The sequence below is a fragment of the Virgibacillus kimchii genome (assembly GCF_055379185.1).
In genome coordinates, this window is record NZ_AP043951.1 from 3,411,827 (window position 1) to 3,426,679 (window position 14,853).

The following is a 14,853-nucleotide window of genomic DNA, read 5'->3' on the forward strand; positions in this document are numbered from 1 at the left end:
CATTAAATGATTTCATTTACTAAAAAAGATTTGCTCGTGTTTTGGCGTGATCGCAAAGAAGTGCTGATATCTTTGTTGGCACCTTTATTAATTATCATTGTATTAAATTTCGTTTTTTCCGGAATTACATTTGAGGATGCTGGTGAAAGAGATATCAATGCAGGTTTGGTATTGGAAGATGATGAAGCTGCAGGTTTCGAGCAATTTGAAGAATCGCTGCAGGACATGGGTTTGCCGGAAACGGAGATAGAAGCGATGATGGAACAGGCTGTAAACTTATCGCCGAGTGAGTTAATGGTATCACTATTTGAAGATCCTGAACTAAGTTCCTGGATTCATACAGAGGAGATGAGTGAGGATGAAGCGAAAAAGCAGGTGGAAGATGGTGATTTGGCCGCTATTATAAAAATTCCTGCAGGTTTCACGTATGATGTTTTAAGACAGCTGATACTTGATCAGCCTTCAGATAGAGCTATTCATTTTCAAATAGAAGAGCATTCCATTGAGACAGATATCTTAACCGGTCTTATCGATAATTATATGGAAACACTTAACTTTCAATTTGCACTTGGTGCTCTAACAGAAGGGGAGCCAACAGACCCGGCATTGCCCCAGGGAGGCAGAGAGATAATTAACGAAAATACCGTTGAACTAGACCTTGCGCAATATTTCACGGTTGCGATGAGTTCACTCTTTGCATTATTTATCGCTGCTACAGTAGCAGCAAAGACGGAAACGGAAAAAAGGGAACGGGTTTTCAATCGAATATTATTAACGAACAGCCGTCCATTGTCTTATTTAATGGGCAAAATTATTTCCACTTTTTTAATGACTTGGATACAGTTAATGCTTGTATTTTTTGTAAGTGATCTTCTGCTGGGAATTTTCCCTGAAAAGTCAGTGGGATTTTGGCTGGGTATTATTGTGATTGTCACGTTCTTTTCATTAATTGTAGCCGGAATGTCTGCAATTTTTACGTCATTGATGTTAAGAATGAAAAATGTCAATACGGCGCATGGACTGTTTACGGTGTTCATTATGATCATGGCTGCTTTAGGCGGTAATTTCTTCCCTATGGAGCAGTTCCCGGCATGGGTGCAGGTATTCAGTGAATGGACACCGACCGGCGTAATGATATCTTTATTTATGGATTCTTTGCAAGATGCTGATACTGTTTCTTTTGCGGTTCCTTTGATCAAACAAGCCGGATTTTTTATCCTTTTTTTCCTCATTGGGATCCTATTGTTTCCTGAAAGGGGGAGATCTTAATGCTGCCAGTATTTAAAGCACAATTAAAGAAGGACCTTAGAAGTCCATGGAATATCATTTTAATGATCATTGGGAGTGTACTTTTAACGTTTATTTTTGCGGATACTAATCAACACACGGAAATGAATGTACCTATTTTTAGCAGTGAATCAAATCAAGTAGTAGTGGAAGAAAAATGGAAGGCTCTATTGAATGAAAACCAGGATTATAGGTTTGTGATTACCGATGAAGAAGAGGCGCGGATTGATGTGGAAGATGGAAATAGTGAAGCCGCCATTCAGCTGTCTGAAAGAGATTACCGGATAATTGCGGCGTCCGATTCAAGAGCGGTTCAATTACTGGAAGCGTATGTTCATACTGTATTTACACAGGAGGCCCAGTTACATGCGGCTTCTGAAACAGAGGATGCAGGAGTGGTCCGTACTCAAGTAGACGCTTATCTGGATGATGCGCCATTTCAGATGCAAATTGAGTCTATTGAGGGTGGAGAGGTGCCCGAGTACAATATGCTACTTCAATTACTTTTCGGTTTCACTTTGTTTATGGCCATGTTTACGATTGGTTTTAAAGTAAATGGGGTGACTTCGGATAAAGTAAGTGGGGTATGGGATCGAATGATACTTTCCCCTGTAAGTAAAACAGGGATGTATGCCGGTCACTTGTTTTACAGCTTCCTTATAGGGTTTATACAAATTTTAATTGTACTGGTTATATTTAATTATGTATTGAATTATGATTTAGGATATCATTTTGGCTTGATCCTTACTGTGTCAGCTGTTTTTTCCCTTAGCATGGTAAGTGTATCCATGTTAATTACCGGGTTTGTGAAAACGCCGGAGCAGTTCAATATGGTCTACCCGTCAATTATACCGATTATACCAATCATCAGCGGTGTTTATATGCCGCCCGGACTGCTTAGTAATCCTGTTCTTTTGTTTATCGCAGATTTATTCCCACTGGTTCATGCGATGGAAGCTTTAATGGACATTGCACTGTTTGATGCAGGATGGAATGAGATTGTACTGCCATTGGTGCTAATGCTGTTAATCGGGGTTGTCTGTATGGGAGTCGGCATCAATTTAGTGGAACGGAGAATGGATTAAAAGTAGTGCAGGGAAAGCGTGGTTTCCCTGCACTTTTGGTATCCGCTTTTCAATTGAATAAACGTTTGTTTAATAATGTATTGCTTTTAAGGTGGAATAACAGGTGTTATTACTTAATTTTGTTACCATTTTGGTGATTGCTGGAACTTTGGCAGCTCTGGAGCGTGCGCTTATGCTGAGAAATCACTGGCTGATCGATATGGAAACAAGCTGGTGGGATAGTTTGGAATAATACTCATATCAGTTTTACGAAAGTTGCTTCCTCAAATTGGTTAGCTTCGTCCCCTTAACTTTATCACAGCTTCATTCTATTACCCGTGATAAAATGGTCTAATAGAGGTGAAATACATGAGATGTGGTGCAAAATGCTTTCTTGTAGAAGCAGAAATTGATGGAGAAAAACGGATCAAATCTGTTAATGCAAGAACACCGGCAGAAGCCAGAAAGACAATTCGTAAAGCATACGGTCACAGGACGCCTGTAATATCAGTGCGGGGAAGAAAAAGTGGCCGTTGACAAAGTTACGTCTATTTGACAAATTACGTTAAACTACTACAATGTAATATGGCTCTTTTTTGGAGCGGGCTGGGAGAGGGATAACTGAATAGAAGGATTAGGAATGAAGAAAAACCTTTTTCAATTACAACAACACGACACCACCGTAAAACAGGAAGTGTCAGCAGGGATCACCGGTTTTTTTACGATTGTATATATTATTGCGGTGAATTCACTGATTTTATCTGAGGCTGGTATACCGCTGGAAGGTGCTATCCTGGCTACGATTATAACTTCATTTGCAGGGTGCCTTCTGATGGGTTTTTGGGCCAATGCACCGATACTGGTCGTACCGGGCATGGGAATTAATGCTATGTTCACCTATACATTGGTGCAATCCATGGGGCTTTCCTGGCAGGAAGCGCTTGGTGTCACGGTCATATCCGGCTTGATTTTTACCATTATCGCTTTTACCAGGTTAACATCAATCATCAGCAATGCTATACCCGATTCACTGAAAGAAGCCATTACAATTGGAATCGGACTGTTTCTCATGCTGATTGGTCTGGAAAACGGTCATCTCGTGGAACGGGGAGATCAGTCCATTATTGCGTTGGGGGATTTGAGTAATCCACACGTACTAGCCACGATCCTGACGCTCGCCATCGCATTGATTTTGTTTATCCGCAATGTAAAAGGTCATTTTCTATGGACCATTCTTATTGGTACAGGCATTGCTTTTATGTTTAACATTTTGCCTGCACGTGCAAATGATACTTTTTCCTTGCAGGGCTATAGCGAGGTGTTCGGTGCCTTTTCAATAGAAAATGGGGCATCGCTCCCTTTTATCATTGCAGTATTCTCCATTACGATGGTGATCGTTTTTGAAAATATCGGCTTGATTTCCGGACAGCTGGATATGACAAATAGACCTGAAAAGTTTAAGAAGGCCTATCAGGCAAATGGTATTTCTTCCATGCTTTCCGGTGTTATTGGATCAAGCCCCACCGTATCCACAGCGGAAACCGCTGCTGCTATTGCAGCTGGAGGAAGAACAGGGCTTACAGCAATTACGGCGGGTACGCTGTTTCTTGGAACTGTTTTTTTAATCCCGTATATCAATATCATTCCTGCCAATGCGATTGCTCCCATATTGATTATTATTGGGGCGCTTATGGTGCAAAACATCCGAAACTTGAACTTTCAGGATTTAACGGAGTCATTTCCAGCTATTTTTATCATTATTATGATTCCTTTCACCTACAGTATCGCTGACGGCATTGCGATGGGATTTATATTGTATGCGCTGCTGAAACTGACTACGGGAAAAGAAAGAACCGTTTCGTTGACACTATATATTATAGCCGGTCTATTTTTACTGACCTTCATATTGCAATTTGCAAGTTAAAGCTTTTAAGATAAGAGAGCTCATTTGATTTTTCAAATGGGCTCTCTTATATATACTTATTAAAACTGTCTTCCAAAGATATTCAGGAAGCCGAGGGAATAGGAAGCAGCTATGGTGGCTGCGAGCATTCCTGCAAATAAGGCGAAAAAGAGCCAGTCTTTTGCATGGATTTTCATTTGGTGGTAGTAGGTACGTTCTTTGTCCCCTGTGAACCCTTTGGATTCCATTGCAATAGCAACACGTTCGGATTTTCGGAGGCCATTCGCCAACAGCGGGATGGCATATCTCCGGAATTGATTTATTCTTCCTTTTATGCCGGGCTCTCTGTCTGCACCACGAACACGATGGGCCTGTTTCAATATCTGGTACTCGGACCGGAAAACGGGCAAAAAGCGGTAGCCTGCCAGGATGCCAAAGGTGATCTTGGGCGGGAGTTTGAACTGCTGCATGAGACTCAGCATAAATTTTGTCGAATCAGTCGTCAGTGCAAATAAAAGAGATAAGGCGACAAAACATAAGGAACGGAGTCCCAGGCTGATTCCTGTCACCAGACTGCCTTCTGTTATATCCACTCCCCAGATGGTAAAAAGGACATTTCCGTATGAAAAGGTCTGATTGGCATAAAGGGTGGCCATCCAAGCAGATGTCAGTGCCACCAATACAAATGGACTAAAGATTTTCAGCCATGTCAGCGGGCGGATGTCCGCTAGTGTAAATGTTACAAGCAAAATAAAGATAAAATAGACCAGTGGGGTAAACACATCAAATGTAAAACTTAACAGCAGGCCGGGGACCAGTATGGTAACGGCCTTCATTGCCGGATTAATGGATGAGATCATGAATTACACCTTCCTGCTGAATATTTCTGATGCGATAAGGAAGACGCAATCTGGCTTGATTGACAACATCCTCCCGATTCCATAAATCTTCCGGTTCCCCGTCAAAAATAATATTCCTGTCATGCAGTATGATCGCCCGGTCAGTGCTGTCCACAATATCCATGTCATGGGTGACAAAAACAATGGTTACACCGTATTCGGCCTGTAATTGTCTTACTATATGCATCAATTCCTCTGTCGTGGACGCGTCCTGCCCGAAAGTTGGTTCGTCGAAAAATAAAATATCCGGCGTTTGGTCCAGCATCGTAGCTACACTCAAGCGCCTTTTTTGCCCGCCGCTTAAAGAAAATGGATTGCTGAAACGGTGTTGCATCAGGTGAAATTGTTCCATCAGCCTTGTTGCAGCTTCTTCCTGTTTTTCCTCCGCATACCCGTTCAGTTTCATTCCATATGTCAGTTCGTCGATGACGGTATCAGTAATAAACTGATGTTCCGGATTCTGAAAAACATACCCTATTCTCTTTCTCAAATCTTTCTGGTTCCATTGCTGCAATTCTTTGTCAAAAAATAAAATCCTGCCTTTTTTACAAGAAAGCAATCCTGCCATTTGTTGCAGAAGTGTAGATTTCCCAGCACCATTCTCCCCTGCAATGGATACAAATTCACCACGGTTTATTTCCAAATTGACGTTTTGAAGAACGGTGTCTCTTTTCCTTTTAAACGTAAGGTTTTTGACGGATAAAATCTCTTCAGATGTTGGGAGGGCAGGGCGGACCCGAAAATTCTTGTTGTCGGACATATAGCACTTTGGAAGGAACATCCCTTCCTTTTTTAACAGTGCTGCCTGCCTGGTAAACACGGTGTGAGCAGGTCCTTCAGCAATAAGTTTTCCGCTGCTTCCTACAGCAAGCACCCTGTCTGTCATATCCAGCCAATCATCAGGCTCATGTTCAATGATGAGGAGAGTTAAACCCTTTTTTTGCTGCAGCGAGTGTAACAGGTCAATGAACTCGACTCGGGACAAAGGGTCCAGATTGGCAGTTGGTTCATCAAGAATTAAGAGTTCCGGTTCCAGCAAAAGCACGGATGCCAATGCAATTTTCTGTTTTTGTCCGCCTGAAAGCTCATGGATTTTCTTTTTTTCAAATCCTTCCATCCCGACATCCTGCAACGCTTGGGATATATGCTGTGGCATTTCCATGGAAGGGACTTTACGGTTTTCCAATGTAAATGCCAGTTCATCTTCCACTTTAATCATGCAAAATTGGCTATCAGGATCCTGAAACACGATGCCGATTTGCTGATTCAATTCTCCTTTTGGAAACTCCTGGACATGTTTACCGCGATAATAAATGTCACCGGAAGAAACTCCTTCCACTGCTTCCGGATATAACCCATTTAAACATAGGGCGAGACTGCTTTTCCCTGATCCGCTGGCACCGATAAGAAGCACTGTTTCATTTTCATACAAGGAAAAATGGATATTCTTTAATAAAGGGTCTTCCGGGTTTTCATAACTGAAAGAGAAGTCCTGCACGTCAAGGATGCGATTAAATGGCTCCTTTTTCACGTTGTTTATGCCGCTCCTTTCCTAAAGCATATCCGCGGAGCACCCCTGTTTTTGCCAGTTGGTCACTGATCCACTTCCCAAGTACACCGGCCAGCAATGCACCGCTCATCAATCTGACAATAAACATGGAAACAAGTAACCAAGGTGCCAACGCGATGTTTCCGGAAGAATACAGGTTCCAGACAAAGCTGAATACGGCAGCACCCATCCCAGCTAACACAAGGATCCGCAGTCGATAATCTTTCCATTTCGTCAGTGCAAAAGCAAGTTCCGCTCCTGCTCCCTGTATAGCTGCACCTAGGATCAGCTGAGGTCCTGCAGTCGTTCCGAGCAGCACTTGCACAATCCCGGCAATTAATTCAGAAGTAAACGCGACGCCGGGCTTTCGGATAATATAGGCAGCAATAATCGATACGATGAACCAAATACCGAATATAATCTCATATCCGAACTGACCGAGTCCAAAAGGGGCAAGCACATTTCTGAACCCTTGGCCTATCAGGTAAAATCCTAAATAGATCAGCCCAAATATTACACCTAAAGCTGACATGAGAACAATTTCTTTTAGCTTCCATTGGTTTGTCATTTGCACATATCTCCTTAAGCTTTATTGGACGGACTGTTGGCTGAAATGCTGAATGTCATGGTGACATGGGACACTTTATCCTGTACGAGATAAAAAGATTCCTGCAAAGTCCGGAAAATATCTTTTACATCCCCATCCAACCTGGTTGCATAATGAGAGGAGCTTACTTTGACGCCGCGTGATTTTGACAGATCAATCTGTTCATAGATTTTATCCATATAATCTTTTTCTCCCAACGGATAGAGGGAAAATTTACAGCCTGCTTCCTGGTTGATGGCACTTACCATGTCTTCATTTAAAGGGGTGTCTGTCTCGTCCATGTAGGCATCTGCATCGGTATCCCCCGGACATCCAATGGAAAAGGTTCCGTTCATGGCAACGTGCTCCCCGGTTGAAGCAGCATGAAGAAAGATAGCTTGTGTAATGTCGAAAACATGTACCATCTTTCCCCGGATGCAAGTGGTTACGTCATCAGTTTCCTTCCAGACTTTCGACGTATTTGTTTGCTCCAAAGCTGATAGAATAATATTTTCAAAGTCTGCGCTCATGGGGTGCAGGCTAAACTGGCACCCTGAAATTCTGCTTGTTCCGCAATAGTTTTCCATACATAATCTCCTCCTGAAAATAAAGTAAAAATAAAAAACTGCACTCCGTAGGGAATGCAGTTTGTCTGTAAAATTTCAGCTTAAAATAAATTCATACAGCAGACCGCACTTCCCCACGCTGGTATTATCCAGTTCGGGTTCCAAGGGTCAGATATCCATCTTCTCAGCCGCTAATGCAGCTCCCCCAGTGCTAAATTCAGATATGCAGTTATTTGTCTTCAGTATAAACATGAATCCTCCTGTTTGTAAAGGAAAACAGGTGAATTAACCACGGTATCCTGTTCCGGGAAGATTGCAATTTGTATAAACATCGCTATTTGGTGTTCCTCTGAAAGCTAAAAGTTATTTACACATGTTTCATTCCAATTTAAAATAATAACATAGGTTTTCCGTGTAGGAAGGGAGTGGACCGGATGCTATATGTCAATCCGGATAATTTTGTGTTAAAGCCTGCGTTGGCCACCATCCATTGTGAACCGAACTGGAAGTGGCGAAAAAGAGATCAGCCCATGCCCAACTATGACTTATTTTATGTTTGGAATGGGGAAGGCGAAGTAAAGCTGAACGGAAAAACATACCAGGTGGAAAAAGGACATTGTTTTCTGTTTAAGCCGGGTGATGAGACGGAAGCAACTCACAACCCCCAGGACCCCCTCGTGTTAACATACATCCATTTTGATATAACCGGGGAAGTACAACTCATCCCCTCCTCCCATCGCATGCTTAAAAATACGATTCGTTTTGAATCTCTATTAACCCAATACGTTCGGCTGTTCTTAGTAGAAACATATGCGGCAAAAACGGAAGGGAAGTTAATTTTAAAGCAATTAATGATTCATCTCTTAAGAGAAGAACAGGAAAAAGAAGAGAATATAGATGGTACAAGCAATAATTTAACAGAAACGATTCGCGAAACAGCCAATTTTATTCAACAGCATCCGGGAAAGCCACATACGATTGAAAGCTTAGCTGCACGCGCCAATCTTTCCCCGAGGTACTTTTCCAAAAAATTCAAGGAATTGATTGGGCATACAGTAAAATCCTATATTGTTTATTGCCGTATAAAGCGTGCAGAACATTTACTTTATTTTACCGGAATGACAGTAACGGAGGCGGCAAAAGCGCTTGGCTATAATGATCTGCATTATTTCAGCAGACAATTTAAGCAATATACAGGAAAAAACCCTTCAGAAGTAAGGTGAAAACACTGTAGCTGCAGGAAAGGTTGCCAGGGAAATTACACCCTCCCCCGGCAACTTTTTTATTTTTTTCCTTCTGTTTAAAGGAGGTGACTCGCTCGATCTTTGTAAAAAAATACAAATATTCTTCCAAAAAATCTAAATACATTTTTTCCCTCATCCATTATTATAAAAACAAGATAAATGGATCAGAGGACAGAACTTCATAAGGGTAATATTTCTGGTAATGCACGGCTAGTAATCAAGAGGAAGAAGAAATTGAAATTTGGGGGAATCAGTTTTGGTAAAAGTAGATTATATTCAACATCAGTTTTCTGAAAGAATAGGTGGAGCGCAGTTTGGCAAGAAAGACGAGATCTATAAATTTGAAAAAATAAAAAGAGCAAAGAGAAAAGCGGTGAAGGATCATCCCGGAAAGCTACTAATCGATCTTGGGGTTGGTGAACCAGATGCGATGGCGGATGAAATTGTGATTCAAAAACTGGCTGAGGAAGCAGCAAAAACAGAAAATCGCTTCTATGCCGATAACGGAGTGATGGAATTTAAGCAGGCGGCGGCAACCTATATGGAAGAAGTATTTGCAGTAAATGGCCTTGATCCTGATACGGAAATCAATCATGCCATAGGATCAAAGTCGGCTTTGGCCATGATCCCCACAGCATTTATTAATCCCGGTGATATTACCATCATGCCCTCTCCGAATTATCCCGTTTTAGGAACGCATACGAAATATATGGGTGGAGAAATTATCCATGTACCGCTCATGGAGCAAAAAGCTTTTCTACCAAAACTTGATTCATTGTCTGAACATGTACTCAAAAAAGCAAAATTACTTTATTTAAACTATCCAAATAATCCAACAGGCGCTGTTGCTGACAAGCAATTTTTTAAAGAAGTGGTTGCTTTTGCCAAAAAACATGAACTGATCGTGATTCATGATGCTGCTTATGCTGCACTTGTATTTGACGGGGAGAAGCCGCTAAGTTTCCTGTCAATACCGGGTGCGAAGGATGTTGGCGTGGAGCTGCATTCTTTATCCAAGTCTTTCAATATGACAGGATGGCGCATCGGTTTTATAGCCGGCAATGCCAAGTTGGTTTCTGCGTTTTCCGCAGTAAAAGATAATTACGATTCGGGTCAATTTATTCCTATTCAAAAGGCGGCATCCCATGCTTTGTCCCGTCCTGATATAACGGAAAAAACTGCCGAGAAATATTCTCGGCGCCATGCCCGATTGTCTGAAATCCTACAGGAGTGCGGATTTAATGCAAGCAAACCAAAGGGTTCTTTTTTCTTATATACAAAAATGCCAAAAGCAGTAGAAAACGGACCGGTATTTCATTCGGCGGAAGCGTTCAGCCAATATTTGATTAATGAGCATTTAATTTCTACTGTTCCATGGGATGATGCTGGTCCATATGTGAGGTTTTCTGTAACTTTTCAAGCGAATGGGTGGGAGGAGGAACAGCAAATATTTAAGGAAATTAGAGAAAGACTGTCTACGTCCAAATTCATCTTCTAAGGGGGCGGAGAAATGAAATTTACTAAAATGCATGGATTAGGCAATAATTATGTACTTTTTAACCAATTGGACAATCCGGATCATGTGCTGGCTGAGGAGAAATATTCCGTACTTTCACGAAAAGTTTCGGATGTCAATTTTGGGATTGGATCCGATGGCATTATTCTTATTTGCCCATCAGAATCTGCCAATTTTAAAATGAGGATTTTTAATGCAGATGGGTCTGAAGCAAAGAATTGCGGGAATGGGCTGCGATGTGTGGCAAAGTATTTGTTTGACCGGAAGTATGCAAGGGGATCCCGCTTTACAATTGAAACATTAGGCGGCATTGTCAGTGTGGAAACAGACACGGGATCGAATCAACAAGAACTCGTGAAGTACGTGAATGTGGATATGGGAAAGCCACAATTACTAAAAGGCACCATTCCCATGGAGGGTAATCCGTCCGTCAGGGCAGTGAATGAACCTCATATATTCAGAGGAAAAAAGCTTTATCTGACCTGTGTTTCCATGGGTAACCCGCATGCGATTTTATTTGTGGATGAAGTAAATGCGTTTCCGCTTGAAGAAATAGGTCCTGTCCTGGAACAAGACAGCCTGTTTCCGGATCGGGTGAACGTTGGGATTGTTCAAATTAAAAGTCCTCGAGAGATCAATTATCGTGTATGGGAAAGAGGATCAGGAATGACCATGGCCTGCGGTACAGGTGCTTGTGCTGCAGTAGTCGCCGGTACATTGAATCAACGGCTTGATGAATATAAGCCTGTCACCGTTCATCTTCCCGGGGGAGATCTTACGATAACTTGGGATGCACAAGGGCATGTGTGGAAAAGGGGAGAAGCAGCCTATATATGTGCCGGAGATTTGAATGTTCAGCAAGCTGATTTGTCATAAATTATAGAGGAGAGTGAAGTATGAACAAAGAAGACATAATGAAAATAGCAGAGGAAGAAAATGTGCGCTTTATTCGATTGCAATTCACTGATTTGTTTGGCATTATCAAAAATGTGGAAATCCCAATCAGCCAGTTACCGAAGGCCTTGGATAATAAAATGATGTTTGACGGTTCGTCCATTGAAGGTTTTGTAAGGATTGAAGAGTCCGATATGTATTTATATCCTGACTTGGATACGTTCGTGATCTTTCCCTGGACAGCAGAAAAAGGGAAAGTAGCCAGATTGATCTGTGACATTTACCATCCTGATGGAACCCCTTTTGCGGGAGATCCCCGCAATAACTTGAAACAGGTTTTAAAAAAAATGGAGGAACTGGGATTTACCAACTTCAACGTTGGTCCGGAACCTGAATTTTTCCTGTTCAAATTGGATGAAAAAGGGGACCCCACCCTTGAATTAAATGATCATGGCGGTTATTTCGACCTTGCACCAACGGATCTTGGGGAAAACTGCAGGCGTGATATTGTATTGGAATTGGAAGAAATGGGCTTTGAAATTGAAGCTTCCCACCATGAAGTGGCACCAGGTCAACATGAAATAGACTTTAAATACCAGGATGCCCTGAGGGCTTGTGATGATATCCAAACCTTTAAATTGGTCGTAAAAACAATTGCCCGTAAGCATGGTCTGCTGGCTACGTTTATGCCCAAGCCATTGTTTGGTGTCAATGGTTCGGGAATGCACTGTAACTTAAGCTTGTTTAAAAATGGGAAAAATGCTTTTTATGATTCAAATGGACCTTTGGAAATCAGTGACACCGCAAGAAGCTTCCTGGCAGGGATATTAAAACATGCCCCGGGTTTTACGGCGATTACAAATCCTACTGTAAATTCGTATAAGAGATTGGTACCAGGATATGAAGCGCCATGTTATGTGGCATGGTCGGGGAGAAACAGAAGTCCGCTCCTGAGAGTTCCTGCTTCCCGGGGGCTGAGCACCCGTGTTGAAGTCCGGAGTGTCGATCCTTCTGCAAACCCTTATATGGCCATGGCTGTCCTGTTGGCTTCCGGCTTGGATGGAATCAAAAATAACTTAACAGCTCCAGAGCCGGTAGATCAGAATATTTATGAGATGGATAAAGCCCAGCGCAGGGAAAACGGTGTTATTGATCTGCCGCCTACGCTGGCACAAGCGCTGGAGTTACTGCAGTCGGATGAAGTAATTACCAATGCGCTAGGTGATCATCTGCTTGAACGCTTTGTGGAATCAAAAGAAATAGAATGGGATATGTTCCGTACCCAAGTACATCCATGGGAGCGGGAGCAATATATAACGCAGTATTGAGAAAAACTGATCAACAACAGAAAACCCTTTAAGATCAACTTCCTTAAAGGGTTTCTTGTTGGCCATTCAGGTATGAATCAGTCTCGAGTAAATATCGGCAGCTTTTCCAAAAACAAAATGTCTTCCCGTTCTGCTGCATCTCCTTCAGCAAGTATTGCTGCTTTTGCAATGACATTCCCGCCGGCTTTTGCTACCAATTCCTCCAATGCCCTGATGGATTCTCCTGTACTGATCACGTCATCAATTAATGCTACGCGTTTACCTTGTATGCATTCCACATCCACCTCATCCAGACACAGGATTTGCGATGATTGTGTCGTAATGGAGTGAACTTCATATGTTAATGGATTTTTCATATAGGGTTTGACACTTTTTCTGGCAACGACATAGCGTTGCATGTTCAGCACCTTGGACAGCTCGTGCACGAAAGGAATGCCTTTTGCCTCGGCCGTAACAAGAATATCCGCTTCCGGCAATTTTTCCCCCAATAAAGGGGCTGCGGCTGCAACCAATTCCGTATCCCCCAAAATGACAAAGCTGGCTATTTTTATATCTTCGTTGACAGGTATTACAGGCAAATGGCGCGTAACACCTGCGACCTTTAATTCATAGTTTTCCATTTTAAACTACCTCCAATTTATTTAACGTAATCCCGAAAAAAGTCTGCCACTGTCGTAGTGAATGGTTCACGCACCAAATATACCTATTAAAAATTGCATAATTACGCCTGCGAGCATTCCTAAAAATGGATCGGCGATCGCTGTTACGACCATTGTTATACCGCCAACCAGACTGGAACCGGGCGCGTCCCCAGTGAGGGCAGCTTCTGCATTTCCCGGTAATGTAACAATTGCACCCAATACAAATAAAAAGCCGACAATAGAAGCACTGGGCACATACTTCCCAATTTTAGGCAATAATTTCAGAAACAAAATAACTGCCATAATCAGCATCATGATGACACCGGATAATACGGCGTGAGGTGCACTGGCGGTGGCGGAAATGACTACCTCGACCGGTCCCCCGCCGAATAAAGCAGAAGCCATATCCGCCAGACTGCTTATAATTGTGATGGTATCCACGTTGACATCGGTGTCAGCAATATCTGCATTGATTTTGCCAAAAGCGATATTGGCACCGATATTTAAACAAGCCAATGCCAGTGCCCCGCGAACAACCATCGGATTTAGCGTTAATTTCTGGAGTTTGAATTTATCTTCTTTTACATGATCGGCTACACCTGTTTTCTCTTTTTGTATAAAATAGTAAATAATACTGGACAGTACAACCGAAATAGTTATGGTGTAAACAAGGTCACCCGTTGCCATATAGACAATCAGCGCGCTGGCAAAAGAAGATATTCCGACGACCCGGTCATTTTTTGACATATCCCAGGCCACTTTGGCAAGCATAATACCAACCCCGGCCATCATGCCATTAGTAATAATTGGTCCGATCCAGGCGATAATCCCTTCCATTAAGCCAAATAAACCAATAACAAGCATGAGAAGGGCACCGAAGAAAATCATGGATACCCGTTCACGAATATTTTTCCCCATGGTACCGGCAACAGTAATTGTTTCTGCCTGGTAGGAAATTACAGCCACACTGCTTGTCAAGGTGTTTCCGAATGCACCGATGATAAAAGCAAGTGCTGTAGGTACAGAAGCAAAACCAAAAGTCATAGCCAATAGCCCCTGCGGCAAACCATTAAGCACACCGCTAATTGCTGCAAGTAAATCTTTTAAGATGTCCATCTGACTTCTCCCTTTTCCCCTCTGAACATGAAAAGTGCTTAAAAAAACAAAACAAGCCATTCATAGAACGGCTTGTTAAAAAAAGCACCGTCCATAGTAGCGTAATTTACGGTTACGCTGTAGAGACTCCTGAACCGTATTATCAGGATTATACGAGGTGTAATTTTTATGAATACACGAACAATGATAACATATAATCTATTATCATTCAATTTCAGTCTATATAACTGTTAATATTTCTGCTATATCTTTTTATTTTT

At 42.1% G+C, this 14,853-nt stretch carries 15 protein-coding genes and 2 riboswitches; of the genes, 9 read left to right on the plus strand and 6 right to left on the minus strand.

Annotation, left to right across the window (positions count from 1 at the left end):
- Window positions 1–6: 6 nt before the first annotated feature.
- From ACZ42C_RS16480 to ACZ42C_RS16500, 5 genes are all read left to right on the plus strand, one after another.
- Window positions 7–1,269 carry an ABC transporter permease gene (locus ACZ42C_RS16480; protein WP_461181565.1) on the plus strand — a complete coding sequence of 421 codons (1,263 nt, stop codon included), beginning with the start codon at window positions 7–9 and terminating at the stop codon, window positions 1,267–1,269.
- Window positions 1,269–2,372: an ABC transporter permease gene (locus ACZ42C_RS16485; protein WP_461181566.1), complete on the plus strand. Its 1,104-nt coding sequence runs from the start codon at window positions 1,269–1,271 to the stop codon at window positions 2,370–2,372. Before ACZ42C_RS16480 ends, ACZ42C_RS16485 begins: the two co-directional genes overlap by 1 nt.
- Window positions 2,373–2,475: 103 nt before the next feature.
- Window positions 2,476–2,604, plus strand: coding sequence for a hypothetical protein (locus tag ACZ42C_RS16490; protein ID WP_461181567.1), 129 nt, complete (start codon window positions 2,476–2,478; stop codon window positions 2,602–2,604).
- Window positions 2,605–2,720: 116 nt separating this feature from the next.
- Entirely contained in the window at window positions 2,721–2,888 is a 168-nt protein-coding gene (locus ACZ42C_RS16495) for a hypothetical protein (RefSeq protein WP_461181568.1), read from the plus strand.
- Between the two features lie 103 nt (window positions 2,889–2,991).
- Entirely contained in the window at window positions 2,992–4,275 is a 1,284-nt protein-coding gene (locus ACZ42C_RS16500) for an NCS2 family permease (RefSeq protein ID WP_461181569.1), read from the plus strand.
- A gap of 59 nt (window positions 4,276–4,334) precedes the next feature.
- On the opposite strand, the gene ACZ42C_RS16505 is transcribed toward ACZ42C_RS16500, so the two are convergent.
- Genes ACZ42C_RS16505 through ACZ42C_RS16520 form a run of 4 tightly spaced genes read right to left on the minus strand, consistent with a single transcriptional unit; the run spans window position 4,335 to window position 7,875 of the window.
- The gene (locus tag ACZ42C_RS16505) at window positions 4,335–5,114 is read right to left on the minus strand and encodes an energy-coupling factor transporter transmembrane component T family protein (protein ID WP_461181570.1); all 780 of its coding nucleotides are present in this window, start codon (window positions 5,112–5,114) and stop codon (window positions 4,335–4,337) included.
- Window positions 5,098–6,684 (minus strand): ABC transporter ATP-binding protein, encoded by a 1,587-nt coding sequence (locus ACZ42C_RS16510; protein ID WP_461181571.1) that lies wholly within the window; start codon window positions 6,682–6,684, stop codon window positions 5,098–5,100. The genes ACZ42C_RS16505 and ACZ42C_RS16510 overlap by 17 nt, the downstream gene beginning before the upstream one ends.
- Window positions 6,665–7,270 carry an ECF transporter S component gene (locus ACZ42C_RS16515; RefSeq protein WP_461181572.1) on the minus strand — a complete coding sequence of 202 codons (606 nt, stop codon included), beginning with the start codon at window positions 7,268–7,270 and terminating at the stop codon, window positions 6,665–6,667. Before ACZ42C_RS16515 ends, ACZ42C_RS16510 begins: the two co-directional genes overlap by 20 nt.
- Before the next feature lie 14 nt (window positions 7,271–7,284).
- Complete coding sequence (locus tag ACZ42C_RS16520) at window positions 7,285–7,875, minus strand: YkoF family thiamine/hydroxymethylpyrimidine-binding protein (protein ID WP_461181573.1); 591 nt, start codon at window positions 7,873–7,875, stop codon at window positions 7,285–7,287.
- Between the two features lie 93 nt (window positions 7,876–7,968).
- Window positions 7,969–8,071: riboswitch (TPP riboswitch) on the minus strand.
- Window positions 8,072–8,288: 217 nt separating this feature from the next.
- On the opposite strand from ACZ42C_RS16520, the gene ACZ42C_RS16525 reads away from it, so the two are divergent.
- The 4 genes from ACZ42C_RS16525 to glnA all read left to right on the plus strand — a co-directional run bounded on the left by ACZ42C_RS16525 (window position 8,289) and on the right by glnA (window position 12,836).
- On the plus strand, window positions 8,289–9,077 hold the full coding sequence (locus tag ACZ42C_RS16525) for an AraC family transcriptional regulator (RefSeq protein WP_461181574.1): 789 nt from the start codon (window positions 8,289–8,291) through the stop codon (window positions 9,075–9,077).
- A gap of 277 nt (window positions 9,078–9,354) precedes the next feature.
- Window positions 9,355–10,596, plus strand: a complete 1,242-nt coding sequence (locus tag ACZ42C_RS16530) for an LL-diaminopimelate aminotransferase (RefSeq protein WP_461181575.1) — start codon at window positions 9,355–9,357, stop codon at window positions 10,594–10,596.
- Window positions 10,597–10,608: 12 nt separating this feature from the next.
- Window positions 10,609–11,490 carry a diaminopimelate epimerase gene (dapF, locus tag ACZ42C_RS16535; protein WP_461181576.1) on the plus strand — a complete coding sequence of 294 codons (882 nt, stop codon included), beginning with the start codon at window positions 10,609–10,611 and terminating at the stop codon, window positions 11,488–11,490.
- A 20-nt stretch (window positions 11,491–11,510) separates the two neighbouring features.
- Window positions 11,511–12,836 carry a type I glutamate--ammonia ligase gene (gene glnA, locus ACZ42C_RS16540; protein ID WP_461181577.1) on the plus strand — a complete coding sequence of 442 codons (1,326 nt, stop codon included), beginning with the start codon at window positions 11,511–11,513 and terminating at the stop codon, window positions 12,834–12,836.
- Between the two features lie 77 nt (window positions 12,837–12,913).
- Here glnA and ACZ42C_RS16545 read toward each other — a convergent pair whose 3' ends face one another.
- On the minus strand, window positions 12,914–13,456 hold the full coding sequence (locus ACZ42C_RS16545; RefSeq protein WP_461181578.1) for a phosphoribosyltransferase family protein: 543 nt from the start codon (window positions 13,454–13,456) through the stop codon (window positions 12,914–12,916).
- A gap of 66 nt (window positions 13,457–13,522) precedes the next feature.
- Entirely contained in the window at window positions 13,523–14,593 is a 1,071-nt protein-coding gene (locus ACZ42C_RS16550) for an NCS2 family permease (protein ID WP_461181579.1), read from the minus strand.
- Between the two features lie 74 nt (window positions 14,594–14,667).
- Window positions 14,668–14,769: riboswitch (purine riboswitch) on the minus strand.
- Window positions 14,770–14,853: the final 84 nt, after the last annotated feature.

Bases quoted from the DNA above. Each gene is read 5' to 3' on its own strand.
- ACZ42C_RS16485 (WP_461181566.1), top strand. From the start codon at position 1,269: ATGCTGCCAGTATTTAAAGCACAATTAAAGAAGGACCTTAGAAGTCCA.
- ACZ42C_RS16505 (WP_461181570.1), bottom strand. From the start codon at position 5,114: ATGATCTCATCCATTAATCCGGCAATGAAGGCCGTTACCATACTGGTC.
- ACZ42C_RS16515 (WP_461181572.1), bottom strand. From the start codon at position 7,270: ATGACAAACCAATGGAAGCTAAAAGAAATTGTTCTCATGTCAGCTTTA.
- ACZ42C_RS16550 (WP_461181579.1), bottom strand. From the start codon at position 14,593: ATGGACATCTTAAAAGATTTACTTGCAGCAATTAGCGGTGTGCTTAAT.
- dapF (WP_461181576.1), top strand. From the start codon at position 10,609: ATGAAATTTACTAAAATGCATGGATTAGGCAATAATTATGTACTTTTT.
- ACZ42C_RS16525 (WP_461181574.1), top strand. From the start codon at position 8,289: ATGCTATATGTCAATCCGGATAATTTTGTGTTAAAGCCTGCGTTGGCC.
- ACZ42C_RS16480 (WP_461181565.1), top strand. From the start codon at position 7: ATGATTTCATTTACTAAAAAAGATTTGCTCGTGTTTTGGCGTGATCGC.
- ACZ42C_RS16500 (WP_461181569.1), top strand. From the start codon at position 2,992: ATGAAGAAAAACCTTTTTCAATTACAACAACACGACACCACCGTAAAA.
- glnA (WP_461181577.1), top strand. From the start codon at position 11,511: ATGAACAAAGAAGACATAATGAAAATAGCAGAGGAAGAAAATGTGCGC.
- ACZ42C_RS16545 (WP_461181578.1), bottom strand. From the start codon at position 13,456: ATGGAAAACTATGAATTAAAGGTCGCAGGTGTTACGCGCCATTTGCCT.
- ACZ42C_RS16495 (WP_461181568.1), top strand. From the start codon at position 2,721: ATGAGATGTGGTGCAAAATGCTTTCTTGTAGAAGCAGAAATTGATGGA.
- ACZ42C_RS16520 (WP_461181573.1), bottom strand. From the start codon at position 7,875: ATGGAAAACTATTGCGGAACAAGCAGAATTTCAGGGTGCCAGTTTAGC.